The sequence below is a fragment of the Pedobacter riviphilus genome, from assembly GCF_014692875.1.
GTDB classification, from domain to species: domain Bacteria; phylum Bacteroidota; class Bacteroidia; order Sphingobacteriales; family Sphingobacteriaceae; genus Pedobacter; species Pedobacter riviphilus.
Map to the genome: position 1 here is coordinate 236494 of NZ_CP061171.1, position 25487 is coordinate 261980.

A 25487-nucleotide genomic window follows, 5' to 3' on the forward strand; every position below is an offset into this window, starting at 1 on the left:
AACATCAGTTCGATCTGGTAAAAAAATGGTTAGTATTGTTAGTTTGGGCCACTTTGCCTAGCTTGGTGGCTTTTTAACTCCCTTATTACCAATTAAAAATAATTGAAAATTATGCAGCGTCATAGCTCATTAAAGTATTGCAGAATAATCATTAATTACAGCCTGTTACTCCTGTTTTCGTTGTTGCCGCGTTGGTGTACTGCTCAAATACCAGCTGGCGAAGTAAACTGGTCGGTATTTATGGCCCGGCAAAATTTAAAGTGGGATAATCTTGGCAAAGATTATTATAGTGGTATTATCTTGGGTAACGGGCTGCTCGGTACCAATATTTACAAAGAAAACGACAGTTTAATCCGTTTCGATATCGGTAGGAGCGATGTAGTGGATCATCGGGAGAAACTAATGCCCTATGCTGGTAAATTATATACCCAATCGCGTTTGCCAATTGGGTATTTTACGCTTAAAACTGAGGGTAAAATAACAGGAGCCAAAATAGAACTCGATATTTACAATGCCGAAGCGAAAGGCAGCATATCTACTACACAGGGAACAATCTCCTTTACCGCCTTTGTTGCGGCCAATCAAAATGTAATTAGTATTTCGTTTAATGCAACACAGCAAGAAAAAGTTTTAGCATGGAAATGGAACCCTGGTAAAAGTATCAGTCCGAGGTATCTTCAGGCCTATCCGACAGATAAACCTGCAAACTATCAGGAAAATCCTCCTGTAAAAATGACGACAGAAAGTGGTTATACTGTTTGTCATCAACCCTTATTTAATAACGGTGGTTATAGCACAGCCTATCAAATTAATGGCAATGCCAGTTCGGGCAAACTGCGCGTAAGTGTGGGCTATGATGGGTATAATAACCTCGATGAAACCAAAGAAGCCTTAAATAGCCTTAAAAATTTTAAGTCAGACGAGGAAAGTATTGCAGCACACCGCAATTGGTGGCACAGCTATTATCAGCAGAGCTTTGTTGCCCTGCCCGATAAACGCATGGAGAATTTTTATTGGATACAACTTTATAAACTCGCCTCTGTTACCCGGGCAGATAAACCTATTGCCGACTTAATGGGGCCTTGGACAGCGGCTACCCCATGGCCAGCCATCTGGTGGAATTTAAACGCCCAGCTTACCTATTCTCCAATTTTTACGGCCAACCATTTAGAACTCGGCGAATCGCTGTTTAAGTCTTTAAATGTTCACCGGCAAAATTTAATCAATAATGTTCCTGCACAATGGCGTAATGATGCTGCGGCTATAGGAAGAAGCTCTTCTTACGATCTGGTAAGTCCGATAACCGAAGCAGAGATAAACAAGGGGGCTTTTGAGCCTGCCAACCTTACCTGGATGTTATACTATTATTATCAATATTATAGCTATACCAAAGATGAGCAGACCCTCCGTACTAAAATTTATCCTTTACTGAAAAGATCTGCAAATTTTTTAATCCATCAGCTTAAGCAAGATGAGAAGGGGATTTATCATTTTCCAATGTCTTATTCACCAGAGTACAAAAATGCAGAAGATGCAAATTATACCTTAGCGAGTTTAAACTGGGCCCTTCAAACTTTAATTAAAGTAAATAAAACGCAACAATTAAAAGATGCAGATGCCAGTAACTGGGATCTGATATTGAAAAACCTAGCACCTTTTCCGGTTGGAGATACTGGTTTTTTAATCGGCAAAGATGTGCCATTAAATAGCTCGCACAGGCATTATTCACATTTACTGATGATTTACCCTTATCGCCTGGTAAATTGGGAACAACCAGAAAATAAGGAGCTGGTCAGCCTGTCTTTAAAAAACTGGCTTTCGTATAAAAATGCGCTTGCAGGATTTTCTTTTAGTGGGGCTGCTTCTATTTATGCAGGTATGGAAAACGGTGATATGGCTTACCAATGGTTAAATGAACTGTTCGATCGTTTTGTGCAGGCCAATACCCTGTACCGCGAATCAGGTCCGGTAATCGAAACACCTTTGGCAGCAGCAACCTCAATACAAGAAATGCTGATCCAAAGCTGGGGAGATAAAATCAGGATTTTTCCTGCCATTCCATCCAGCTGGAAAAACGTATCGTTTAAGCAACTTAGGGCAGAAGGTGCTTTTTTGGTCAGTGCTGATATGCAAAACGGGCAGACAAAAAATATTAAAATAAGAAGTTTAAAGGGAGGAGACTTAACACTGGTAAGCACGCTCGATAAATTTTCCATCAGATCGGATAAGCGGAGCAAAATAGATTATCAACAGTATAAAGAAGGTGAAAAAATCAAAATTGAAATTAAAAATACCATAATCGGAGAAACCATACAGCTCGTTTCTACTTTCTTTGAAGAAAAAAAAGTGCCAGGCTTCCCTTATAGTGAATACCAGAACTGGTTTTGGGGCTTAAATAAAAAATAAAGATGTTTGCCATAAATAAAAAAACAAACAATAAAATAAAGGTTCACCGAAAAATTAGATTTGGATTTCTGTTGGGCAGTTTAATGCTGATGAGTGTAGCAGCAAAAGCCCAAAAAGAACCCTTTAATACCGTTCTGCAACGTATTAATAACGATTTGCAGGCTTTTGTTAAAGATAAGGTGCTGAGTGATAAAATTGCCAATAATCTTAAAAACCTGAATGCCGATGGCAGTTGGGCCGATATCAATTATAATGATGCACAATACGATCCGCTAAAGCGCATTAAAGATATGGTAACAGCCTATATCCGTCCGTCCAATAAGCTCTATCAAAACACCCAACTCTATGGTTCAATTGTTAAATCCCTCCAAAACTGGTTGGATAAGAACCCAAAGAACAAGAATTGGTGGTATAATGACATTTTTTATCCGCAAGCTATTGGAGAAACCTTAATATTAATGCGGAATGCCAAAACACAGCTTCCCGCCGATTTGGAAAATGCATTGATCAAAAGAATGATCAGGCGTTTAAAAACGGGTGATGGGGCGAATACTTCAGATGAAGCTTTACATTATCTCTATAGGGCATGTTTAACACAGAACAAAGCAACTTTAGATTCTGCCGCGAAATACCTGTTCGAGCCTATAGCCATTGCCGATGGAAAAGAAGGTGTCCAGATAGATGGGAGTTATTACCAGCATGGAAAACAACAGGCCATTGCCAGTTATGGAAGGGTGTTTGCCGGAAATTCGGTTAATGCGGCTTTCTATTTACGTGGAACCGAATACGCCTTGCCTAAAGATCAGCTAGCAATTTTGGTTAATTATCTTAAAAATACTTTCCTGAAGACGGTGAGAGGATCATTTTATGATTTCAATGTGCGCGGCCGTGGAATTAGCCGTAAAGACTCCTTAAGTAGTGGTATTGGAAGTATGGTAAGCAAGATTAAACTGTTCGATCCTGAAAATGCTGCCTACTGGGATGCTTCGCTAATGCGAACATCAGGCAAAAAAGCAGTTGACTATGGTATTACAGCTTCCCATAGCCAATATTGGAAAAGTGGGTATACCCTTCACCTGCGTAAGGCTTATACTTTTAGCGTGCAGACTGCATCGACCAGGACTTTGCGAACTGAGCGGGGCAACAACGAAAATATACTGGGGAAATTTCTCTCTGATGGGGCAACTAATATTCAGCGTAGCGGATCAGAATACGCCAACCTGATGCCGGTTTGGGAATGGGATAAAATTCCAGGAACTACCAGTAGGGATTATCCGGATGATAATGGTGCAACTATTAAAAGTGATTGGGGAATACCTGGTACAACCCAATTTGTGGGTGGCGTTAGCGATGGTGTTTATGGCGTTTCTTGTTACGATTTAAATTACGACAGCGTTCAGGCAAAAAAGGCCTGGTTCTTTTTCGATAAGGAAGTGGTGTGCCTGGGTGCTGGAATTAAGAGCAGCACAAAAGAAAATATTACCACAACAATTAATCAGACCTGGTTAAGGGGCCGCGTGTTTTCTTCAAATGGAGCACAGAAAAATGATAAAGGCGAGATTTGGGCAATCCACGATAGTATTGGGTATGTTTTTCCTCAAGGCGGAGATTTAGAAATCAGCAACAAAGTACAAACCGGAAACTGGTACCGCATTAATCATTTTCAAAGTAAAACCGAACTAAAACATGATGTATTTAAAATTTGGTTAAATCACGGTGTAAATCCCCAAAATGCCTGTTATCAATACATTGTTGTGCCTGGTGTTGATGTTGCGGGCTTAAAAAAATACAACCGATCGATGATACAGATATTAAAAAATACGGAAGAACTGCAGGCTGTAAAACATACCGGGCTAAACATGTTACAGGCTGTATTTTATAAAGCGGGAACACTGGCGGCCGATGGTCTTTCGCTTCAGGTAGATCAGCCGTGTACGGTTTACATTAAAGATTTAAGCAGTAAAAACCCTATACTATATATTGCAGATCCAGCACAGGCCAATACAAACATCAAGGTGCTTTTAAAGTTGCCGGCCATGTCAAAAACCCAAAATATAAATTGTAACCTACCTGCCGGAGCACTTTCGGGAGCTACGGCAAACTTTAAAATCAAAGAATAATATACACGTACTATTACATTATGAAAAAAATCAACCTCGCTGTCGCATTACTGATATTAGGCAGTTCAATTTCATCTGCCCAAACCACCAAGAAGCCAATGGCGCAGTTAATTAACGATGAATTTAAATTCGCGGCCGACCAATATAAAATACTTGCTAAAAATATACCTGAAGGTAAAACACCCCAAAGTTTCGAAAAAGGTAAATCTGTCAACTACGATATTAAGTGGTGGTGCAGTGGCTTTTATTCGGGCAGTTTGTGGTACATATACGAGCAAACTAAAGATCAGAATATTAAAAAAGAGGCAGAAGCAGCCTTAAAAGTAATAGAACCGAACCAAACCTATACCGGAAACCACGATTTAGGTTTTATGATGTACTGCAGCTTTGGCAATGCTTACCGTTTAACGGGCAAAGCAGAATATAAAGCAGTCATTCAGCGTTCGGCAGAATCTTTAGCAACGCGCTATCGCCCGGTTGTAAAATCAATCCAATCGTGGAACAAAAGCAAAATGTGGGAGTGCCCGGTAATTATTGATAATATGATGAATCTTGAAATGATGAACTGGGCAAGCGATAATGGAGGAGATAAAAAATATAAAGAAATTGCTGTTACACATGCCAACACTACTTTAAAAAACCATTTCCGCCCCGATTTTAGTTCTTTTCATGTGGTAGATTATAATCCGCAGACGGGTGAGGTGATTAAAAAAGCTACCTGGCAGGGCGCCGCAAATTGCTCTGCATGGGCGCGTGGGCAGGGTTGGGCTTTGTACGGTTACACCATGATGTACCGTTTTACCAAAGATGAAACCTATTTAAAACAGGCCAAAGGTATTGCACACTTTATATTGAACCATCCAAATTTACCTGCCGATAAAATACCATTCTGGGATTTCGATGCCCAGGGGATCCCATTTGCAAAACGGGATGCTTCTGCAGGTGCGTTAATGGCTTCGGCATTATTAGAGCTTGGCCAGTATACATCTGGAAGTGAAAAAACAGAATTCAAATCTGCAGCCGAAACCATGATCTATTCGCTTTCGAGCAATGCCTATCATGCAAAATTAGGTGAAAATGGAGGTTTTTTATTGATGCACAGCACCGGTGCCTACCCATTAAACAGCGAAATAGATGTACCATTAATTTATGCTGATTATTATTATTTGGAAGCATTGGCCAGGTATAAAAAATGGTATTTATAGAAAATATTAAATTGGAAATGAGGGTTCTTAGTGTTTGAGAAACAGCAGTCCCCTTATCCGTTTTATCCAGATAGAAAAAAACGGGATGCATGCTACTACCGGGTTTATGAACAGTGTTTTGTACAAAGACTGCCAAAAATTAATGTTGTTGCTTAGGCACCCAGCCATTAATATTAAGATATGCCGTGCCACCTAGACCCGATTGGAGTGGACATCCTGATCCTTCATCAGGATAAAACGGAAAGCGGGAAGAAACCTGAATCGTAGTACAGAAACCTGCTCTCCAAATAATTAAAAATAACTTGAGTTTTGGTGTAAACTTGCATCATAAAGAAAATGAAATATAAACCTTTGTTTATTCTGGAAATGAACGTTCAGTGATGCTTCGGAAACCGTAGCCCCGTTATTCGCTATAGCTCCGATGAACTATCGGAGGCTGCCGCTACTACCGGGTTTACGAACAACTGTTTGTGCAAAAGAATACAGATCGCCAATCTGGTAAAATAGGAACAGAAGAAACCTGCGCTCCAAATAATTTAGAATAACCAGAGTTAGCTATTACACTCACATATAGAATGAAAATGAAATATAAACTGATTTTTTCTGCACTGCTGATTTTCTCGCAGCTTGCAAATGCGCAAAAGAAACCAACAACTGGTACTGAAGACCGTGCTTTTTGGGTGAAAACGCTTAATCGGATTGCTTATCCTGTAATCCATAATTTAGCCAACGAAACGTTGAAAAAGAATATGCCGGTAGAAAAAGCACCTGGTTATGGCTTAAATGTAGCTAAAGTTACCTATCTCGAAGCATTGGGACGTACCATTGCAGGTGTTGCGCCATGGTTGGCTTTGCCAGATGACGAGACAGCAGAAGGAAAGCTTAGAAAAAACATGCGTACCGAACTTTTAAAAGCTTTGGCCAATTCAGTAAATCCCCAGAGTCCGGATTATATTAGTTACCGTTCAGAAAGCCAGCCCATTGTTGATGCCGCTTATGTTGCCCATGCTTTTCTTCGGGCACCAAAAGCACTATGGGAACCGCTTGATGAAGTAACGAAAAAAAGGTTTATTGAAGAATTTAAATCGCTGCGCACCCGTAGCGGTGCTTATAATAACTGGCTTTTGTTTTCTGGTTTAACCGAAGGTTTTCTGTTAAGCATAGGCGAACAGTATGATCCTGCCCGTGTTCAGTTCTCAATTAATAAAATGAAAGAATGGTACGTAGGTGATAGCTGGTATAGTGATGGCGAAAAATTTAGTATGGATTATTATAACTCTTACGTCATTCACCCCATGTTGGTTGATCTTTTAAAAGTATTAGTTGAACAGAAAAAAGCATCACAGGCCGATTATGACATCGCCTTGAAAAGAATGGTACGCTATTCTGAATATTTGGAAAGGATCATTTCACCAGAGGGTACTTACCCTGCCTATGGGCGCTCGATCACTTATCGTACTGCCGCCTTTCAGGCCTTGGCTCAAACGGCTTTAATGGAAAAACTACCAGAATATGTGAAACCAGCGCAGGTTCGTGGCGGCTTAACCGCGGTAATGCATAAACTGTACGATGGAAACCAGAATTTTGATAATAATGGATGGTTGGTACTGGGTTTTAATGGTCACCAGCCCGAAGTGGCTGATACCTATACATCTACCGGAAGTTTATACATGGCCACACTTGGCTTTTTAACCTTAGGCTTGCCTGCCGATCATAAATTTTGGGCAGATGCACCAGCACCCTGGACCAGTTTAAAGGCCTGGAGTGGAGAAGCCATAAAAAAGGATTATAAAGTTGAGTATTAATACAAATAATAAGTATCGTATAAATATATTTGCGGATAAGATCTGGTATCAGTTCAGATCTTATCGCAAAACTCAATTTTTAACCAATGAACAAATTCGAAAGCCGTTACGCTCAAAGCCCTAAAGAAGTTAAACACATGGATACCGCAGCTTTGCGGGAAAATTTCTTGATCGAAAACGTATTTGAGGCAAACCAGGTAAACCTAACCTTATCTCATTTTGACAGATATATTGTTGGGGGTGCAATGCCTGTTGATCAGAAAATAGCACTTCCAAACCCTGATGATTTAAAAGCAACCTATTTTTTAGAACGTAGGGAACTGGGCATTATTAATGTCGGCGGAAAAGCTATTGTTACTGCTGATGGCGAAAAATACGAGCTGGATTATAAAGAGGCTTTGTATATTGGTAAAGGTACCCAGGAAGTATTTTTTGAATCTGCAAGTCCTGGCGAAGCCGCAAAATTATACATCAATTCAGCTCCTGCACACCATAGCTATCCAAACAAAAAGGTAAGTAAGGCTGAAGCTGAAATTGTAGAGTTGGGTACGCCTGAAACCGCTAATCATAGGGTAATCAATAAACTGCTGGTGAATAGTGTTTTACCAACCTGCCAGTTGCAGATGGGTATGACCGAGTTAAAATCAGGTAGTGTTTGGAATACCATGCCTGCACATACGCACGATAGAAGGATGGAAGCATATTTCTATTTCGAAGTTCCGAAAGGACAGAGTGTTTGCCACTTTATGGGCCAACCACAAGAAACCCGTCATATTTGGATGCAGAGTGATCAGGCGGTAATTTCTCCAAACTGGTCTATCCATTCGGGAGCAGGTACAAGCAACTATACTTTTATTTGGGGCATGGCCGGCGAAAACTTAGATTATGGCGATATGGATCACTGTGCAATTAACGAACTGAAATAAATTTACGCTTATCATCTCTACTGGAGCAGGGTCCCGAACATTCGGGAGCGCGCTCTTTTTTAAATGATCAATTGAATAAAAACATGTCTAACATATTTAATTTAGCAGGTAAAACTGCATTAGTTACTGGCTGTAAAAGAGGAATAGGAAAAGCGATGGCTTTAGCTTTAGCCGAGGCAGGTGCCGATATTATCGGCGTTTCTGCAAGTCTCGAACTTCAGGGCAGTACGGTAGAAAAAGAAGTTTTAGCACTTGGCAGAAAGTTTTATGCTTACCAGTGTGATTTTGGTAAACGCGAAAATACCCTGGCTTTTGCCGCTCAGGTAAAAGCCGATCATCCTGTTATAGATATTTTGGTAAATAATGCAGGAACGATTTTACGTCAGCCAATTGCAGAGCACTCTGATGAATATTGGGATGAAGTAATTGCGGTAAACCAAACGGCACCGTTTATTTTAACGCGCGAAATTGGTAGAGAAATGATTGCAAGAGGAAGTGGAAAAGTAATTTTCACCGCATCATTACTATCATTCCAAGGTGGTATTACCGTTCCCGGTTATGCAGCGAGTAAAGGGGCAATTGCATCTTTAACAAAAGCTTTTGCCAACGAGTGGGCATCAAAAGGCGTAAATGTGAATGCAATTGCACCTGGTTATATCGCAACCGATAATACTTCTGCTTTACGCGAAGATCAGGATAGAAGTACTTCTATATTATCGCGTATACCAGCCGGAAGATGGGGAACGCCGGAAGATTTTAAGGGACCAACAATATTCCTGGCCTCAACAGCCAGTGATTATGTTCATGGAACAATCTTAACCGTTGATGGCGGTTGGATGGGAAGGTAAGTTAGTCCTTAGTCTGGAGTCTTTAGTGCTGAGTCGATAATTCAGGAATTATAAAACCTCGCAGGGTTTTAAAATCTGCGAGGTTTTTTATGTCATTACGAGTAAAAACTTTGGATTTGTGACTGTGGGACTAATAAAGGTTATAAATCTCCTTAATATCCTTCAAAATCTTTTCGAAATCGATTTTTAGGTCGATTAACCTGCCTGTATGGATGTCAAATACCCAACCATGAACGGTTAAACCTCGTTCTGCAATTGCTTCTTGCACTGCTGCGGTTTTTAATAGGTTAACGCATTGCTCCTGAACATTCAGTTCTACCAGTCTGTTGTAGCGTGCGCCTTCATCTTCAATGGCATTTAACTCATCTTTGTGGATACGGTATACGTCGCGGATATTTCTTAACCAAGGATTTAATATACCTAAATCTGCAGGTTGCATGGCTGCTTTAACGCCGCCACAATTATAGTGGCCACAAACCACAATATGGTTTACTTTTAAGTGGCGTACGGCATAATTTAAAACGGTCATTACGTTTAAATCCACATTGTTTACCAGGTTGGCCACATTCCGGTGTACAAAAGCCTGACCTGGTTGTATGCCCATTAAATCTTCTGCAGTAACACGGCTATCAGAACACCCGATGTACAAAAACTCAGGGCTTTGACCTTTCGATAATTCAGTAAAATAATCAGGATTAATGGCCAATTTCTCGGCAATCCATTTTTCGTTGTTCTTAAAAACTTCTTCTACATTCATGCTTTTGCTTTAAATAGAATTCTGGGATATATAATTATAATGAATGCTAAACAAGGTGTTTACATTGCCATAAAACTAAAAAAAGATTTCCTGATTTTGGCAAGTTATTCGTGTTTCCTCTTGTTTACTTAACTAACAAGTTTTGCCCCTAAATGTTTAGTGATCCGACAGATATTGAGGAAGGAAACCCAATTCGAGAATTGTTAATAGGTGTTGTGTAGGTTTTAATATTAGAGCCGTCATCCTGAATTTATTTCAGGGGCTATATTGTAGGAAAGATGCTAACCACGAAGCAGCTACAGGGCAATTGAAAACACTGCTACTTGTAAAATAAATTTAGCATGACGATCGTGTTAAGACAAAAGCACTAAAATCTATAATGAATATAAATATTAGCACCCTAGCTGTTAAAGTAATGATCACCAAAATTAAAGCCAATATCAATTACCCTATGCTTAGTAGGTTTTGATATTGGCTTTATTAACTTTTAACTCGCAACCGCAACCGCATTTTTGTTAATGTGGTTTGGCAGTTCTTCAAGTGTGTATAAGTTAACTAGTGACTCTCTTAATACGTTTTTTGCATCGTACCAAGCGTTTTGTTGAGTGAAATGGCAAACTCCATTGGTCAGCTCGGTAATAATTGCACCAATTAAGGTTGCAAAATGATTTTCGAAAACATCTCCGGAATGGTACTTTAAAGAAAATACTTTGCTGTAGTTTTGAAGCTGGGCCTCCACCTCTGCGCTCAATTTTACAGGTTTCGCAACCTTTCTTTTTTTCTTTTTGAATAAACCCAGTATCTTTTGTACGAAACTCTGTTTGATGATTTTTTCTTTAAAAAGTTTTTTCTTGTATTCTTTCAGATCGAATGATTTAAGAGACGCGCTAAAATTTAGTTTTAGGTTATTCTCATTAAATATTTCTAAGCTAGGTTTGTCCCATTTAAAAACAATCGCTAGGTTTCCGTTCGGGTTTCGAAATGAAAAAGACGAATTAATATCCAGAACATTTTCATGTTCATTTAAACGTTTTAAAATTGTTGGGATAAGATCGTCTGTTAAGGAATTGGTGTAGATGTTTATATAAGCACTCATGTTTAATTAAGATTAGCTGAAATCAATTATCGCAAATGGGCATGCCATAAGCTTTATTTATTGATAATTAAGGATATCACAATATTGCAGGGTGACCTATTTTAATAGATAACACTCCTTAATATCGATTAACTTGGAAATCTTAATGTGGATTGAAGGTTGTAGTTTTTCATTTATATGTGTGTTTGTGTGTGTAATATTGATTTTGAGAGAAAGACATAGATTAATTAATTTCTTTTTTTAAATTTTTAACCTAAACGGACCAAACAGCAGAAACGTTACAGTTAATTTTAAAAATACTCTGTGAGCAATAATTATACCATAAAATAGCTGCTATTATTTTAATCGTTCCAATAGTTTTTTCATGTTGCTTAGCTGTAAGATGTTTTTAAATTCAGATGTGTCAAAATCCTCTTTATTTATAACCTGCTTTAAGCTTCTGTTAAAGCTTCTTACAGAAATACCCAGGTAGGCAGCCATGTCTTCTTTTGATATCGAAATGTGCTCATCGGCCTGTAGTTTGAGCAATTTTAAAAGTGCATATTCTAAAGTGTATAGCTGTTGAAAAGACGCACGTGTACTAGTTTGTATAATTCTGGTAGATAATTCCTGGAGTAAGATTGTAGTAAATTCACTACTCTTGCTTATCAACGAAAGGAAAAGATGGTTAGGAATAACATAGGTGGTAACATCACTTATAGCGGCTACATTGCAGAGGCAATCAATCTTTTTTAAAGCTTCTAATTCGCCCACCACTTCGCCCTTACCTAAAAATTCGATAATAAAATCTTTCCCGTTTTCTTCAGAAATAAAACATTTGCTGATCCCATCTTTAATGATGTAGATATTGCTGATTTTTTCGCCCTGCTCAATAAATTTATATCCTGCTTTAAAGTTTTTAACTGTAATGGCTTCTCCTTCATTTTCGGCACAAAAACGTTCGATAAAAGATAAGAAAGTAAGGTTGGTACGTAGCATATTTAATTAGTCGAGACAAATGTCCTTTTTTAAAGGAAGTTGTTACTTTACTTTTGTGGCACTAAAGTAAGCATAACCATGAAAAATCAAATTACTGTAATTGCTTTTGATGCTGATGATACCCTTTGGGTAAATGAACCTTATTTCCGCGAAACGGAAGAACAGTTTGCAGGTCTTTTAGAAGATTTTATGCCTCGACACAGTATTTTGGCAGAACTTTATAAAACTGAAATGGTCAATTTACCACTTTATGGTTATGGAATTAAAGGTTTTATGTTGAGTATGACCGAAACTGCCATGAAAATTTCTTTAGGGAAAATTGACCCAATAATTGTAGAGAAAATACTCGAACTGGGAAAAGAAATGCTCAATAAGCCAGTTGTATTACTTGATGGGGTAGAAGAGGTATTAAAAACCTTAACTGGAAAATATAAACTTGTTATAGCTACCAAAGGCGATTTACTAGATCAGCAACGAAAATTGACGAAATCAGGACTGGATCATTATTTTCATCATATCGAAATTATGAGCGATAAACAGGAAAAAGATTATCAAAAACTGATTAAACACCTGGATTGTAAACCTGAGGAGTTTTTAATGTTGGGTAATTCCTTGAAATCGGATGTTTTACCTGTATTGAATATTGGTGCACATGCCGTTCACATTCCTTTCCATACCACATGGGTGCATGAGCATATCGATCATGCCATTGAACATGCAAATTTTTATCAGATGGAAAGTCTATCTGAAGTTTTACCAAAATTAATTGAATGAAAGAAAAAATAGATATAAACACCTGGATCAGAAAAGATCATTTTAAATTTTTTAGCGCCTTTGAAGAACCTTTCTTCGGCGTAACCGTAGAGGTAGATTGTACTGCCACCTACGAAGAAGCAAAAGAACATAACGTTTCTTTTTTTCTGCTTTATCTGCACAAATCGCTGGTAGCCGCCAATCAGATAGAACCTTTTAGATACCGTATTATTGATGGCGAAGTTTGGAAGTACAGTAGCGTGAATGCCGCAGCTACCATTAACAGGCCAAATGGTACCTTTGGATTTGGATACATGGATTTCTACAATGATTTTGAAGATTTTAGAACAGCAGCCAATAAGGAGATTGACAAAGTACAGACCAGCACAGGTTTAATCCCTTCTTTATCGGGCGAAAATGTAATTCATTATTCGGCACTGCCCTGGTTAAATTTCACTTCTTTATCACACGCCCGAAATTATGCTTACCAGGACAGCTGCCCTAAAATATCTTTTGGCAAGCTTAGAGATGAAAACGAAAGAAAAATAATGTCGGTTTCCATACATGTAAACCACGCCTTGATGGATGGCTTTAACGTTGCCCAGTTTGTAGATCGCTATCAGGAGCTATTAAGCAACAAGGAAGTTAACGCGTATGTTTAACCTAAACCTTTAAGGAATAAAACCTAAAGGATATTTAATGTTCGGTTAATATTAGGAATTTATTTTCGGTGATGTTTATAGCTGCCGTTATTATTCCTTTTTACCTTTTGGCTGTTGTAGCCATGTGTTATATGGATACTGCTTTTAAGGCGATTATGTTTTTTGTACTGTTACTTATTGCCACATTTATACTTTTTCTGTTCATCAATTATCCCATGCAATCGGTTTTTGTGGTAATCTGTTTAATGGCTATGTTTGCTTTTAAACCTAAAGATTAATTAAAAATTGAATTATGATTTGCATTCGAGAAAGTATTTGCTATTTTTGCTGCTCAAGCCAGAAGCTTGTTTCAATTACCGAATGATTATTTAATTTTTTGATAATTGAATATTTAAAATTGGGGGATTAGCTCATTTGGCTAGAGCGCTTCGCTGGCAGTGAAGAGGTGATCGGTTCGAATCCGATATTCTCCACCATTAAAAGCCGATTTATTAAGTTAGATCGGCTTTTTTATTTTCAAAAAAACAAGGATTATGTTAAATAGCCTGCATTATCCCATCTTTCCTGATCTGTATAATCACTTGTACCAAGGACCTACAGCTTGGGTTTTGGTGTATTGTAATAGGATAATGTAAGATTGTATCGATTTCAAAATCTTTGTACTACTTTTAGCCAAATCTTTTTATAGCCATGAGGAAAACCACCGGCATACTTCCTTACTATACCGAAATTAATGATTTTTTGGCCTCCATTCCATGGCCTGAGCGAACAACAAACCCAGATTTTTATTGTCTGAGGTTGAAACCGATCGAAGGTGGTCAGATGCCGGTTTACAGGCCTCCTTTTAAGCGATCGTTTTACTTTTTTGCACTGCTTTTCAATTCTGGTGAAATCAAAGTGGAATACGGGGAGCAGACCATTCAAGACGCTGACTCCTATTTGGTATTCCATTCACCAAACCTGATTTATAGCTTTACCCATAATAATGCGCTGGAGGGATACGTGGTTTATTTTAAGCCCGACGCTTTTTCTTTTTTTAAGCCAGGGTTCCATCGTCAGTTCACACTGTTCGATCCCCATCGCACCAACCTGTTTAAGTTTGATCACGGGATGTTTAGGCAGTTGGCCCCACATTTTGAGTCTGTTTTTGCCGCTTACGAACATTCCGGGAAAGATGCCCACCTGGAAGCACGATTGAAATTACTGGGACTGTTATGTCATCTGCAGAATTGTGCACTGGAAAGTAAACAGAATGAGGGGCCAAACAGTAGGCCGGAACTATTGATGCGTGATTTTCTACAGTTGATTGAAAACAATTATATCCATAAACGAAGTATCAAAGAGTATGCTGCCCTGCTTTCAGTGACTCCAAATTATCTTTCACGGTCTGTTAAGCAGGTTTCCGGTCGTAATGCATTGGCTTTTATCACAGAACGTTTGGTTTCTGAAGCCAAATCGCTTGTTCGCTACACTGATCTGGAGATTTCCACGATTGCCTACCAGTTGGATTTTTCTGACCCGGCTAATTTTGGTAAATTCTTTAAAAAGCACACAAAGTTTTCTCCTTCTGCCTTCCGCAGTCAGCATAAGGGATTAAATTGACCTGTAAAACCAAGATTTAAACCTATCTTTTCAATCCGCTTCTGCCGTTATTTGCTGTAAAAATTTGAATTTATGCCAAGCAAAATATTTATCAATCTGCCGGTAAAAGACCTGGGCAGATCCGTTGAGTTTTTTACAAAACTGGGTTTCTCCTTCAGTGCGCAGTTCAGCGATGAGAAGGCCGGCTGTATGGTCATCAGTGAGTGCATCTTTGTGATGCTGTTGACCGAAACCTATTTCAGCTCATTTATTGATACCGAAATCTGCGATGCCAACCACCAAACCGAAATGCTCATCGCGCTCGATGCCAGCTCAGTAGATGAGGTAAAAGAATTTATCAGCAAAGCGGAATCCCTTGGTGCCAGGATTTATGCAGAGCCCAAAGACCACGGATTTATGTACCAGCATAGCTTCGCTGACCTGGATGGACACAAGTGGGAGTTGGTATTTATGGACATGAATCAGTTTGGACAATCTTAATAACCTGGAAATGGAAAAATTAAAATATGACCCCGCTATTGATGCCTACATTGCCAACGCCGCAGATTTTGCCCGGCCCATTCTCGAACATTGGCGCCGGCTCGTACACGAGAACTGTCCGGGTGTGGATGAGGCAATCAAATGGGGAATTCCCCATTTCGATTACAAGGGAGACCACATGTGTGTGATGGCTTCGCACAAGGCGCACTGCTCTTTCACTTTTATAAAGGGTGAACTGATGAGAGATGCAAGGTTGAAAGCCGCAAAAGACCTAAAAGCCACTAGCCGGTTTCTTGGTAAAATAACAAAGGTTAACGAGCTGCCTTCCGATCAGGAATTTATCGACATGATAAAGGAAGCGGTACAATTGAATGAACAGGGCGTGAAGATAAAGCGCGAAAAAACAGAAGATAACAAACCTAAAGTACTTGATACACCTGGTTATTTCCAGGATGCATTGGATAGCGAGCCAAAAGCCAAAGCAGTTTATCTGAGCAAATCAAATTCATTCCGTAAAGAATATATTATATGGATTAGCAGCGCGAAGACCGATGAAACCCGGCAAAAACGAATACAAGAAGCATTGGCTTGGATAGCCGAAGGAAAAGGCAGATTTTGGAAACACCAAAAGTAATTCTGCGGCTGGAACTCCGAACCAGTCTTTGCGGTCCCGTTCCAACCTTAGTCATTCCATTATTCTGCTAAGAAAAACCTAGGGAGATTGTGTGATTTGAAAATGATGCAATCTCCCTGCAAATCCCTCTAAGGAAACGATACCTTTTAGTTTTTTTTACATCATAGATTAACCCGTTTTCAATCCTAAGAATCAGTGTTTTTTCATTGCCAGCATAAAGCCAATGCCCATTATAGGTAGGAATAGATGATGAAGCAGTTTATACGAAATCTCCAGGCTAATATGTTAAGTCATTAATACACTTTTGCCTTTTTGCAAAAATATTATGAATTTGACTTTAAATCAGGGTAAAACTTACTTGTAGAATATGTTAAAGGAGCGATTAGGACATAAAATTTTTTACGACCTTTAAAGAACCAATTTGGGGATATTATGATGGATATATTGTTGCAGACGATTGAAAAAGCAGTAAATGTAGACCAGGATGAAAAAGAACTCATTGCCAGACTTTTTCATGAAAAAAAGTATGCGAAGGGCGATTATTTTCTGAAGGAAAGTGACGTATGTCGAAATGTTGGATTTATGATAAGCGGCGTAATGCGATATTATATTAACGATGATGGAGAGGAGAAAACTTATGGATTTGCCAAAGAATCTGATTTTGTCTGCAACAATGAAAGTTTTTTGCCTCAGCAGCCATCCCGGCAAATTATCCAGGCGCTGGAGGATTGTACTTTATTGGTTATCGGATACAGTGATCTTCAAAAATTTTATACTTCAATCAAAAGCGGCGAACGTTTCGGGCGGCTTGTTATCGAGCAGGTTTTTGTCAAAACCTTACAGGGACTCAATTCTTTCTATACGGATTCACCAGACCTCCGTTATGAGAAATTTTTAAAAGAATATCCTGATCTGCTACAGCGTATACCACAGTATTATATTGCTTCCTATGTGGGCGTTAAACCACAATCGCTAAGCCGTATCCGGAGCAGAAATACGCGCAGAGAATGAATTGTTAACTCAGGTGCATGAAACGTGAAAAGGATGCAGATAACTTTGTTGTCAACTTAAAAAATAAATATTATGACAACAAGAATTTGTTACCGCATTGCATTTTTGACCGGAATAGGGTTGCTATTTATAGGTCTAAGATTTTTGATTTCGCCGGTTAAAGCTGAATTCGATTATGGCATCTTCACTAATACCAATGAGGATTATTCTTTTCACTACATCAAAGGTATCAGAGATCTATTTTCCGGCATTCTCCTGCTGCTTTTAGTATTAACAAAGGAAAGAAAGGCTCTGGGCATAACACTACTCTCAGCAACTGTTGTACCGTTCGGAGATTTCATGATTGTAATGGGCAAAAATGGAAGCGATTGGCAGCATGCGATAGCTCATTTGGTCGCCATAGCAATCTGCATGATTACTGGCCCGCTACTTTTATTGCAAAAAACCAAAAAAAGTAGTTCCGACAAACAAGTATCCTTCAATTTAATTCGTTCAGCGGCCGATGGTGGGCCTACAGTAGCTGAGTGTGATCTGCTCCCCGGCGCAAAAACGCCCTGGCATTACCATACATTATTTTCGGAAAAGTTTGAAATCCTGGATGGCGAACTGGAAGTTGGAAAGGCCGGTAAACGTTATCAACTCAAGTCTGGGGACGAGATTGTTATATTGGCCAACGAGACGCATCTTTTTTACAACAGATCGGAGAGCGTGTGCCGGATACGGACAACCATAGACCCTGGAAATATTCCATTTGAGCAGGCCTCGTTAATTTTATTGGGGCTCGCAAAGGATGGTTTTACTAACAGGAACGGGATACCAAAAAAGCTTTCAGACCTAGCTTTGTTTATTTATTTGAATAACTCCAAGATGACAGGAATAATGAAAATCGCAGAGCTATTTTTAAGTCTTGTTGCGAAAATTGCTATAAATACGGGCAGGTTGAAGGTTCTTGAGGATGCCTATTGTAAACCTGCCCGCCAGATAATTTCATAACCTTTACCTCCCGGGGAGCTATTTTATTTTGCCACGATTACATTTGCCCCGCCTGGTAAAAGTTTTACTTTCAATTGTTTTGCCTTGTTTAATTTCAACTGTTTTATTTGAGGTGAACGATCGTCTGCATCTGAGTATAAGCTAACATCAGTACCCGATAACATTGGAAGTGAAATTTCGATCGTTTTCTCTGTGGTTTCAGCATTTATGGCTGCAATATACCAGGTATCGCCATGGCGACGTGCCAGTACACAATATTTCCCCGGATATCCATCAACAAAAACAGTGTTGTCCCATGTAGTAGGTACATTTTTCATAAAATCGATTACATGGGGCGCAACATCGGTGAGGTTATTAGGAGTGATGCCAAAATTCTGCACCGGATTCTGGAAAAGGATAGCGGTTGCCAATTGGAATGTTTCTGTTGTTTTTCTAGTTGTTCCTCCGTCATTTTTCCTGTTGTGGCGCTTATTTAAAAGAACTGGCCCGAAATCCATTGCGCCTACAGCATTCCGGATAAATGGATGAAGGCTGGCGCTGATGGCTTCGTTATCATTTGCATGTTGGGTGAATATCAGGTTCTCTGATGCCAATACGGCCTCACTTCCAACATAGTTGGGGTACATTCTTTCCCAGCCTCTGGGTATTGTACAGCCATGGAATATTACCGTTAAGCCAAAGGTGTTGGCATCAGCTAAAATATCCTCATAAAGTTTCATGGTTTCCTGCTTATCGCCACCAAAGAAATCTACCTTGATCCCTTTTATACCAATCTGCTGCATCCATGCCATTTCCTGTTTTCTAGCCGAGGCTGTATTCATTTTATATTTAGGTCCTTGTGGAGCATCGTTCCAAAAACCATTGGAGTTATACCATAAGGAAATACCAACTTTTTTCTCTTTTCCGTAGGCAACCAGTTCCTCGATTTTTTTCCGTCCGATCCTGCTGTCCCACCAGTTATCGATCAATACAAACTCATAGCCCATTGCGGCAGAAAGGTCGATGAATTTTTTCTGATCTTCGAAATTAATGCTTTCATCTTGCCATAACAGCCAACTCCAGGTAGATCGGCCAAAAGTATAGTCTTTTGATGCGGTATATTGTGGCGCTACAACATCGAACGGCACAGTAGTTTCAACAATTGGTTTAAGTGTACGTCCAACGGTAATGGTGCGCCAAGGGGTATTGCCAGGCAATGATATGGTTGGATTTGCACTACCGATACCATTATTTTCTCCCTTCTCCGGAAAAGCAATTTTGTAATGACCATCTTTAGTACCTTCGCTTAGCTTGGAACCACAGTAGAGGGAATTTACACCAGTTTCTGAAAGCAATACCCAGCCTTCATTCCCCAAATGGAAGAGGGCGGGAAAAGTATAACCTAAGCCATATTTTGAAGGGACGCCCATGGCCTGGTCGGGTGTATATTCTTCTTCGTAGCTTGGCTTGGTTTTCATCCAGCCAATCATGGGGGTGGCCTGCGGTGTTAAAAATGTAGTGGTATTTGCCGGGAATTTGTATCCGCTCAATTCTTCTTCAATGACAAAGGTCGCTGCCTCACCGGTTTGGGGAATCTGATATTTAAAGGCAATGTCGTTATTACTTACGCGGAATACGACTTCGAGCTGATTCTTTTTGGCATTTTCAAACTTGCAGATGAGCTCATTTGCCTGATAATTTACACTACTGATCTTGATTTTTGGTTCATTGTAACGCTCATCTATTCGCCGTAATTGCTTACCCGTTAGTTTGAGACCAGATGATAAATCCATTTGGCTTCCACGAAGCCCCAGCGGTGATTGCTCAATCATTTCTTTACCCTGTAATACCACATTGTAATAAAGTTTACCCTCATTTAAATATAGTTTAACCATCAATTTCTGATCCGGGCTTGTAACATTCAGGTCTTGGGCAAAAGATATAACGTGGCTAGCAACTAGTACTATTATCAGTAAAATGCCTTTAAAATAATTCATAGCTAAAGATTTGTAGCATAATTTTGGGATATTCATCACAACGGAATAAGCTTATTTGGTTTAGATTTATCAGATCAGTCTTGAAAACTGAAAATTAGGAAATATTTTTAAATGTTATGATAACGTTTATTGTTTTTTTCTATTATACCCATAGTTAAATAGAACTGGTGCTGCTAAGATATCCTCAGTCAAGATATTATCGATGTTATTAAATTTTGAGTTACTATACCTTAAAAGCTTCTCTTTGAATAACAATATTTTAGTCGATGGATGTAAAGGCGACAACTGTTGTTAACAAAATCTAAAAAAAATAAAATATCGAGCATAGAGTTTTCTAATTATAAACGTATAGTTATTAAAAGTGGCATAAAATGGGACAAATAAGAAAACTTTATGTTAAATACTTACAAGGCAATAGTTCTGCAGAGGAGCTAGCTGAGCTGATGAGGCATTTTGAAAAATATGGAGAAAAGTCCCCTCTTATGGATCTGATTGAAAAGGAACTGTTGCAGGAGCCACCCAATACTGAAGATTCAGAAGCGGTAAAGGAGGGATTGAGTAGGAATTATGCAGTTCTCAATGCCAAATTAACAACTAAAGATGCTAAAAAAACACTACGGTTGTGGTGGCTATCGGCTGCAGCTTGTTTATTAATAACCATAGGCGCAATCTGGGTATCTTATTTTTCTAAGGGAGGAAATATTAAAGAACTTTCTACATCCAAAAAGTATTATACACATGATTTACCCGCTGCATCAAATAAAGCGATATTAACTCTAGAAAACGGTAGGGAAATTAGTCTCAACGATAGTAGTGAGGGCATACTGGCGCAGAACAATGGGATAAGTATTCAAAAAAACAAAGATGGCCAGGTTACCTTCGTTTTAAAAGGAACAGCTGCAAATAATCAGCAAACGGCATATAATGTTATTTCTACCCCCAAAGGAGGTAAATATGATATCGTTTTGTCTGACGGTACTAAGATTTATCTAAATGCATCATCCAGTTTAAAGTTCCCCAACAGTTTTAAAGGAAATGAACGTGCTGTAATATTGACTGGGGAGGCATTTTTTGAAGTTTCAAAAAATAAAAGAATGCCTTTTATTGTAAATGCCAGTAATATGAAAATAAAGGTTCTTGGTACTCATTTTAACGTGATGGCGTATGAGGATGAAAAAAGTGTTCAAACAACACTTGTTGAAGGAGCGGTAGAGTTAAAGGGAAAAAATGACAAGGTCTTATTAAAGCCTGGGGAGCAAGGTTCATTTTCCGATCAGGATAAGAGAATAAATGTTGCTTCGGTAGATGTTAGCATAGCCACAGCCTGGAAAGACGGCTATTTTGTTTTCAATAATTCGAGCCTGCAGGAAGTAATGCGACAGCTTGCCCGGTGGTATGATCTAAAAATCGTTTACGATGGGCAAATGCCTGAAAGCGAATTTAACGGGAGAATTAAGAGGAATTCATCACTTAAAAAGGTCTTACAGGTTTTGCAGAGCAGTAATGTAGACTTTAGTTTAACTGGAAACACGCTGACTATAAAGCCATAAATTAAACAAAATCAAAACAACCAAACCAAAACAAATATTAACCCTAACCAAATTACATATGAAGAAAAAATACTAACCAAAAACAAAAATTAGTCACAGTTAAGCATTAAAAAAACCAGAGCTGACAGGTCAGCCTGGTCTATCCTGATTCAATGGCGTTGAATCAAGCATGCTTTGGCTAATTGAACTATTCGAAATAAACCAATCTTCAACCAAAACGTACAAAAGTATGCAATTAAATCTATGTAGGGAAATTTCGCCTATGCGCAAGTTTTTCCTATCCAAAATTATCCTGATGATGAAATTGATTATAATTTTATTAACAGTTACCTGTTTATCAGTGTCTGCAAAGGTTTTCTCCCAAAAAATTACTCTATCGGAAAAAAATGTCCCATTGATAACAATTATTAAAAAAATAGAGAGCAAGAGTGGTTACCAGTCATTCTACAATTCGACGCTGTTGAAAAATGCAGGTACGGTAACTGTAGATTTGAAGGACGCTACATTAGAACAGGCCCTTGAACAGGTTTTAAAAAATAAACCATTGGGGTTCGAAATAATAGATGATATTTTTATAATTAAAAGAAAAAAGAATGACCGGTTAGCCGTTCCATTATTTGTGTTCGATCAGGTAATCGGAAAGGTGCTGGACGAAAAAGGGTTGCCCATTCCTGGTGCTAGCATAAAGGTCAAGAATAAAAGCATCGGAACTGTTACAGATAACGAAGGTAAATTTCAATTAAATGTTAGTAAAGGCGATGTCCTTTTGATCAGTTACGTGGGCTACGCAGTAAAGGAGATTACTTATACCGGACAGAAAGCTATCGAAGTTTCTTTGGTTGTTGTAAGTAACCAGATGACAGATGTGGTTGTAATTGGATATGGTACGGTGAAGCGTAAAAACGTAACGGGTGCGATATCTTCTGTAAAAACAGAAGATTTAAACACATCGACCTCAACCAATATCGGTCAGGCACTTGCAGGGCGTGCATCTGGTGTGGCTGCATTACAGACAAGCGGGCAGCCAGGGGCAGGGGTAACTTTACAGATTCGGAGTAATCCGTCATTTGCTTCTGCGGGTGCCTTATATGTAATAGATGGAGTAGTGGTTAATGATAATTCAGCAGAACCTATGTCGGGTACCCGTTATGGTGCGGCAGGTGTAGATCGTTCACCTTTGAATTTTATTAACCCTAATGATATTGAATCAATAGATTTCCTAAAGGATGCAAGTGCTACTTCCATTTATGGTGCCAGAGCGGGCGGAGGTGTTGTATTGATTACTACAAAAAAAGGAAAGGGTGGAAAACCTAGCCTTGATTATAGTGGGAGCCATGCTTTCCAAAAAGCATTTGATTTTTATGATATATTATCAACTAAAGAGTACATGGTGGAACGCAATAAGATCCTGCAAGAAAAATGGATGCTGGATAACCGTATTGCGCCTTATGGAAACGTCCCTGCTTCATCTGTAACCCCATTTGTTCCAAAGTTTACGCAACAACAGATCGATAATCAACAGGAATATCCAAGTGCTCTTGATGCAATAACCAGAAAGGGCTTTACCGATCAGCATAACTTATCTTTGTCGGGATCCGCTAACGATGGAAAAACCAAGTATTTTGCTTCTGGCAATTATTTGAATCAGCAAGGAGTTCTGGCGCATTCAGATCTAAAAAGATATAATGGAAGATTGAATTTAGAACAGGCGATAGGCGACAAATTTAAAATAGGTGCCAATATCATCAGTTCAAATTCAAATGCTAATAATGCTAATGTGGGTACAGGTGCTAACGAATATTCAGGCATGATTTTGTCTGCCTTTTATTATCCGGCAAACCTTCCATTGACTGATGCGGCCGGAAATTATATCATCAATCCTGATTACCAAAACTCGCCTAACCCAGCTTCTTTTCTTGATGTGACAGATTATACCAAAAGTGCTAGATTATTAACCAGTGGTTTTGCAGAGTGGAATATTATAAAAGGGCTTTCGGCAAGGGCAAATTTTAGCTACGACCAATCTACGGCAAAAAGGTATTCTTATTTACCGAAAACATTTTTGTATGGTGCAAGGGCAGGCGGACAAGCAACGATTACCGAAAGAAACTCCACATCCAAGTTGATGGAATATGTATTGAACTATTCTCATAATTTTGGAGAAAAAAATAAGATTACAGCCTTAGCCGGACATTCTTATCAAGTGAGCGATTTTGAAGGCTTTAACGCTGCAAACGATCATTTTGCTACTGATAATTTTCTCTTTAATAATTTAGGTTTTGGTACAGCTCCAAGGCCAACTGTCGGATCATATCGTAATCCAACTAAAATATGGAAATCTTATTTTGCAAGGTTAATATATGAGCTTAATGACAGATATATTTTAACGGCAAGTATCAGGAGAGACGGTGCCTCTAATTTTGCCGAAAATAAAAAATATGGTACATTTCCGGGTATTTCTGCTGCATGGATAATATCGGAGGAACCATTTTTTAAGGAAAAAATACCGCTGTTTGATCAACTAAAGCTTAGAGCAGGTTATGGTTCAACCGGAAACAGTGAACTTGAGGGAAGTGCTTTTCAATACTACTCGCCCGATTTAAACTATGTATTTGGAGGTGTTACCTATCCAGGCGTTGTTTTGAGTCAGATCAGTAACCCTAATTTAACCTGGGAAACGCAAAGAGATATAAACGTAGGTCTGGACTTTGGTGTTTTAAAAAATAGAATTTCAGGATCATTCGATTATTTTAACAGAACAGTTAGTAATCTGCTCACATACATTCCTTTAGCTACAGACTTTCCTGTTAAGCAGGCTGCTTTCAATTCAGGAAAAACGAGGAGTAAAGGTTGGGACTTTAACTTAACTACGAAAAATTTTATTAGCAGCTCTAATGGTTTTACTTGGACATCTACTTTCAATCTTTCCCATTATTATGATTCATGGGTAGAGAGAGATCCATCAGTATTGAAAACTCTCGATAAATTTATAGACCCGCATGGTCCATTTAATGGAATTTATGGTTATGTTTCTGATGGGATCTACAATGGTAATGGGGCAGCGCCATCCTGGATGCCAGGCATATTACCTGGTGGTATTGTTTTAAAGGATCTAAACGGATTTGATGCAGCTGGAAACCTAACCGGTGTACCAGATGGAAAGATCACCTCAGCGGATAAAGTATTGTTAGGCGTAAATGGGCCTAGATATAGTTTCGGTTTTAGCAACACCTTCTCTTATAAAAATTTCGACTTGTCTGTTTATATGTATGGCTTTATTCAAAAGAAACTGAATTCGGATTATTCTTCTGCATTTGCAACCTATGCACAGCTTGGTCAGTTTGGTTGGAATGTGTTAAGTATTGCCAAAGACAGGTGGTCGCCTACCAATCCTAATGCAACATTACCTACAGGCCTGCCTGATCCATATGCATCCTATGCTGCTACCTCAGATTACTGGTTGGAAAATGCAAATTTTATCAGATGTAGAGATATCACTTTAGGTTACAGGGTAGATAACAAGTTAATTTCAAAGCAGAATGTCATTAAGAGTTTAAAGCTATCGCTGAACGTACAAAATCCTTTTATCATTACAAAATATAGAGGCATTGATCCTGAACTTCAGAACTACCTTGCATACCCAATGACAAAATCCTTTACAATCGGAGTAAATGCTGGTTTTTAA

Annotated in this window: 20 protein-coding genes and 1 tRNA gene; 17 read left to right on the plus strand and 4 right to left on the minus strand. The window is 38.8% G+C overall.

The window, feature by feature from the left end:
- The first annotated feature begins 111 nt into the window (after window positions 1-111).
- The 6 genes from H9N25_RS01000 (at window position 112) to H9N25_RS01025 (ending at window position 9310) form a co-directional block, all read left to right on the plus strand.
- The gene (locus H9N25_RS01000; RefSeq protein ID WP_190327642.1) at window positions 112-2406 is read left to right on the plus strand and encodes a glycosyl hydrolase family 95 catalytic domain-containing protein; all 2295 of its coding nucleotides are present in this window, start codon (window positions 112-114) and stop codon (window positions 2404-2406) included.
- Between the two features lie 89 nt (window positions 2407-2495).
- Window positions 2496-4526 (plus strand): polysaccharide lyase family 8 super-sandwich domain-containing protein, encoded by a 2031-nt coding sequence (locus tag H9N25_RS01005; protein WP_190327643.1) that lies wholly within the window; start codon window positions 2496-2498, stop codon window positions 4524-4526.
- A gap of 20 nt (window positions 4527-4546) precedes the next feature.
- The gene (locus tag H9N25_RS01010; protein WP_190327644.1) at window positions 4547-5731 is read left to right on the plus strand and encodes a glycoside hydrolase family 88 protein; all 1185 of its coding nucleotides are present in this window, start codon (window positions 4547-4549) and stop codon (window positions 5729-5731) included.
- Between the two features lie 581 nt (window positions 5732-6312).
- The gene (locus tag H9N25_RS01015) at window positions 6313-7536 is read left to right on the plus strand and encodes a DUF2264 domain-containing protein (RefSeq protein ID WP_223833526.1); all 1224 of its coding nucleotides are present in this window, start codon (window positions 6313-6315) and stop codon (window positions 7534-7536) included.
- A gap of 86 nt (window positions 7537-7622) precedes the next feature.
- Window positions 7623-8462, plus strand: a complete 840-nt coding sequence (gene kduI, locus H9N25_RS01020; RefSeq protein WP_190327646.1) for a 5-dehydro-4-deoxy-D-glucuronate isomerase — start codon at window positions 7623-7625, stop codon at window positions 8460-8462.
- An 83-nt stretch (window positions 8463-8545) separates the two neighbouring features.
- The gene (locus H9N25_RS01025) at window positions 8546-9310 is read left to right on the plus strand and encodes an SDR family NAD(P)-dependent oxidoreductase (protein ID WP_167292908.1); all 765 of its coding nucleotides are present in this window, start codon (window positions 8546-8548) and stop codon (window positions 9308-9310) included.
- A gap of 130 nt (window positions 9311-9440) precedes the next feature.
- On the opposite strand, the gene H9N25_RS01030 is transcribed toward H9N25_RS01025, so the two are convergent.
- The 3 genes from H9N25_RS01030 to H9N25_RS01040 all read right to left on the minus strand — a co-directional run bounded on the left by H9N25_RS01030 (window position 9441) and on the right by H9N25_RS01040 (window position 12141).
- Window positions 9441-10067 (minus strand): carbonic anhydrase, encoded by a 627-nt coding sequence (locus H9N25_RS01030; RefSeq protein ID WP_190327647.1) that lies wholly within the window; start codon window positions 10065-10067, stop codon window positions 9441-9443.
- A 487-nt stretch (window positions 10068-10554) separates the two neighbouring features.
- Window positions 10555-11163 carry a hypothetical protein gene (locus H9N25_RS01035; protein ID WP_190327648.1) on the minus strand — a complete coding sequence of 203 codons (609 nt, stop codon included), beginning with the start codon at window positions 11161-11163 and terminating at the stop codon, window positions 10555-10557.
- A 336-nt stretch (window positions 11164-11499) separates the two neighbouring features.
- Window positions 11500-12141 (minus strand): Crp/Fnr family transcriptional regulator, encoded by a 642-nt coding sequence (locus tag H9N25_RS01040; protein ID WP_190327649.1) that lies wholly within the window; start codon window positions 12139-12141, stop codon window positions 11500-11502.
- Window positions 12142-12219: 78 nt separating this feature from the next.
- Here H9N25_RS01040 and H9N25_RS01045 point away from each other — a divergent pair, with 78 nt between their 5' ends.
- From H9N25_RS01045 to H9N25_RS01085, 9 genes are all read left to right on the plus strand, one after another.
- Complete coding sequence (locus H9N25_RS01045) at window positions 12220-12915, plus strand: HAD family hydrolase (protein WP_190327650.1); 696 nt, start codon at window positions 12220-12222, stop codon at window positions 12913-12915.
- Window positions 12912-13556, plus strand: a complete 645-nt coding sequence (locus H9N25_RS01050) for a chloramphenicol acetyltransferase (RefSeq protein WP_190327651.1) — start codon at window positions 12912-12914, stop codon at window positions 13554-13556. The genes H9N25_RS01045 and H9N25_RS01050 overlap by 4 nt, the downstream gene beginning before the upstream one ends.
- 71 nt (window positions 13557-13627) lie before the next feature.
- Complete coding sequence (locus tag H9N25_RS01055; protein ID WP_190327652.1) at window positions 13628-13834, plus strand: hypothetical protein; 207 nt, start codon at window positions 13628-13630, stop codon at window positions 13832-13834.
- A 121-nt stretch (window positions 13835-13955) separates the two neighbouring features.
- Window positions 13956-14032: transfer RNA gene (locus H9N25_RS01060), tRNA-Ala, on the plus strand.
- 214 nt (window positions 14033-14246) lie between these two features.
- On the plus strand, window positions 14247-15158 hold the full coding sequence (locus tag H9N25_RS01065; RefSeq protein WP_167292915.1) for a helix-turn-helix domain-containing protein: 912 nt from the start codon (window positions 14247-14249) through the stop codon (window positions 15156-15158).
- Window positions 15159-15230: 72 nt separating this feature from the next.
- The gene (locus tag H9N25_RS01070; protein WP_190327653.1) at window positions 15231-15638 is read left to right on the plus strand and encodes a VOC family protein; all 408 of its coding nucleotides are present in this window, start codon (window positions 15231-15233) and stop codon (window positions 15636-15638) included.
- A 10-nt stretch (window positions 15639-15648) separates the two neighbouring features.
- A complete protein-coding gene (locus tag H9N25_RS01075; protein WP_190327654.1) occupies window positions 15649-16272 on the plus strand; it encodes a YdeI/OmpD-associated family protein in 624 nt (207 codons plus the stop codon).
- A 432-nt stretch (window positions 16273-16704) separates the two neighbouring features.
- Window positions 16705-17283, plus strand: a complete 579-nt coding sequence (locus H9N25_RS01080; RefSeq protein WP_190327655.1) for a Crp/Fnr family transcriptional regulator — start codon at window positions 16705-16707, stop codon at window positions 17281-17283.
- Window positions 17284-17355: 72 nt separating this feature from the next.
- On the plus strand, window positions 17356-18276 hold the full coding sequence (locus tag H9N25_RS01085) for a DUF4267 domain-containing protein (protein ID WP_190327656.1): 921 nt from the start codon (window positions 17356-17358) through the stop codon (window positions 18274-18276).
- A 23-nt stretch (window positions 18277-18299) separates the two neighbouring features.
- Here the strand turns inward: H9N25_RS01085 and H9N25_RS01090 are convergent, their stop codons facing one another.
- Window positions 18300-20252, minus strand: coding sequence for a glycoside hydrolase family 97 protein (locus H9N25_RS01090; RefSeq protein ID WP_190327657.1), 1953 nt, complete (start codon window positions 20250-20252; stop codon window positions 18300-18302).
- 371 nt (window positions 20253-20623) lie between these two features.
- On the opposite strand from H9N25_RS01090, the gene H9N25_RS01095 reads away from it, so the two are divergent.
- Together H9N25_RS01095 and H9N25_RS01100 are read left to right on the plus strand one after the other, a co-directional pair.
- On the plus strand, window positions 20624-21802 hold the full coding sequence (locus H9N25_RS01095) for a FecR family protein (RefSeq protein ID WP_190327658.1): 1179 nt from the start codon (window positions 20624-20626) through the stop codon (window positions 21800-21802).
- A 394-nt stretch (window positions 21803-22196) separates the two neighbouring features.
- Window positions 22197-25487, plus strand: a complete 3291-nt coding sequence (locus H9N25_RS01100) for a TonB-dependent receptor (protein ID WP_190327659.1) — start codon at window positions 22197-22199, stop codon at window positions 25485-25487.

Coding starts and splice junctions, on each gene's coding strand:
- H9N25_RS01000 (WP_190327642.1), top strand. CDS start 112: ATGCAGCGTCATAGCTCATTAAAGTATTGCAGAATAATCATTAATTAC.
- H9N25_RS01005 (WP_190327643.1), top strand. CDS start 2,496: ATGAGTGTAGCAGCAAAAGCCCAAAAAGAACCCTTTAATACCGTTCTG.
- H9N25_RS01010 (WP_190327644.1), top strand. CDS start 4,547: ATGAAAAAAATCAACCTCGCTGTCGCATTACTGATATTAGGCAGTTCA.
- H9N25_RS01015 (WP_223833526.1), top strand. CDS start 6,313: ATGAAATATAAACTGATTTTTTCTGCACTGCTGATTTTCTCGCAGCTT.
- kduI (WP_190327646.1), top strand. CDS start 7,623: ATGAACAAATTCGAAAGCCGTTACGCTCAAAGCCCTAAAGAAGTTAAA.
- H9N25_RS01025 (WP_167292908.1), top strand. CDS start 8,546: ATGTCTAACATATTTAATTTAGCAGGTAAAACTGCATTAGTTACTGGC.
- H9N25_RS01030 (WP_190327647.1), bottom strand. CDS start 10,067: ATGAATGTAGAAGAAGTTTTTAAGAACAACGAAAAATGGATTGCCGAG.
- H9N25_RS01035 (WP_190327648.1), bottom strand. CDS start 11,163: ATGAGTGCTTATATAAACATCTACACCAATTCCTTAACAGACGATCTT.
- H9N25_RS01040 (WP_190327649.1), bottom strand. CDS start 12,141: ATGCTACGTACCAACCTTACTTTCTTATCTTTTATCGAACGTTTTTGT.
- H9N25_RS01045 (WP_190327650.1), top strand. CDS start 12,220: ATGAAAAATCAAATTACTGTAATTGCTTTTGATGCTGATGATACCCTT.
- H9N25_RS01050 (WP_190327651.1), top strand. CDS start 12,912: ATGAAAGAAAAAATAGATATAAACACCTGGATCAGAAAAGATCATTTT.
- H9N25_RS01055 (WP_190327652.1), top strand. CDS start 13,628: ATGTTTATAGCTGCCGTTATTATTCCTTTTTACCTTTTGGCTGTTGTA.
- H9N25_RS01065 (WP_167292915.1), top strand. CDS start 14,247: ATGAGGAAAACCACCGGCATACTTCCTTACTATACCGAAATTAATGAT.
- H9N25_RS01070 (WP_190327653.1), top strand. CDS start 15,231: ATGCCAAGCAAAATATTTATCAATCTGCCGGTAAAAGACCTGGGCAGA.
- H9N25_RS01075 (WP_190327654.1), top strand. CDS start 15,649: ATGGAAAAATTAAAATATGACCCCGCTATTGATGCCTACATTGCCAAC.
- H9N25_RS01080 (WP_190327655.1), top strand. CDS start 16,705: ATGATGGATATATTGTTGCAGACGATTGAAAAAGCAGTAAATGTAGAC.
- H9N25_RS01085 (WP_190327656.1), top strand. CDS start 17,356: ATGACAACAAGAATTTGTTACCGCATTGCATTTTTGACCGGAATAGGG.
- H9N25_RS01090 (WP_190327657.1), bottom strand. CDS start 20,252: ATGAATTATTTTAAAGGCATTTTACTGATAATAGTACTAGTTGCTAGC.
- H9N25_RS01095 (WP_190327658.1), top strand. CDS start 20,624: ATGGGACAAATAAGAAAACTTTATGTTAAATACTTACAAGGCAATAGT.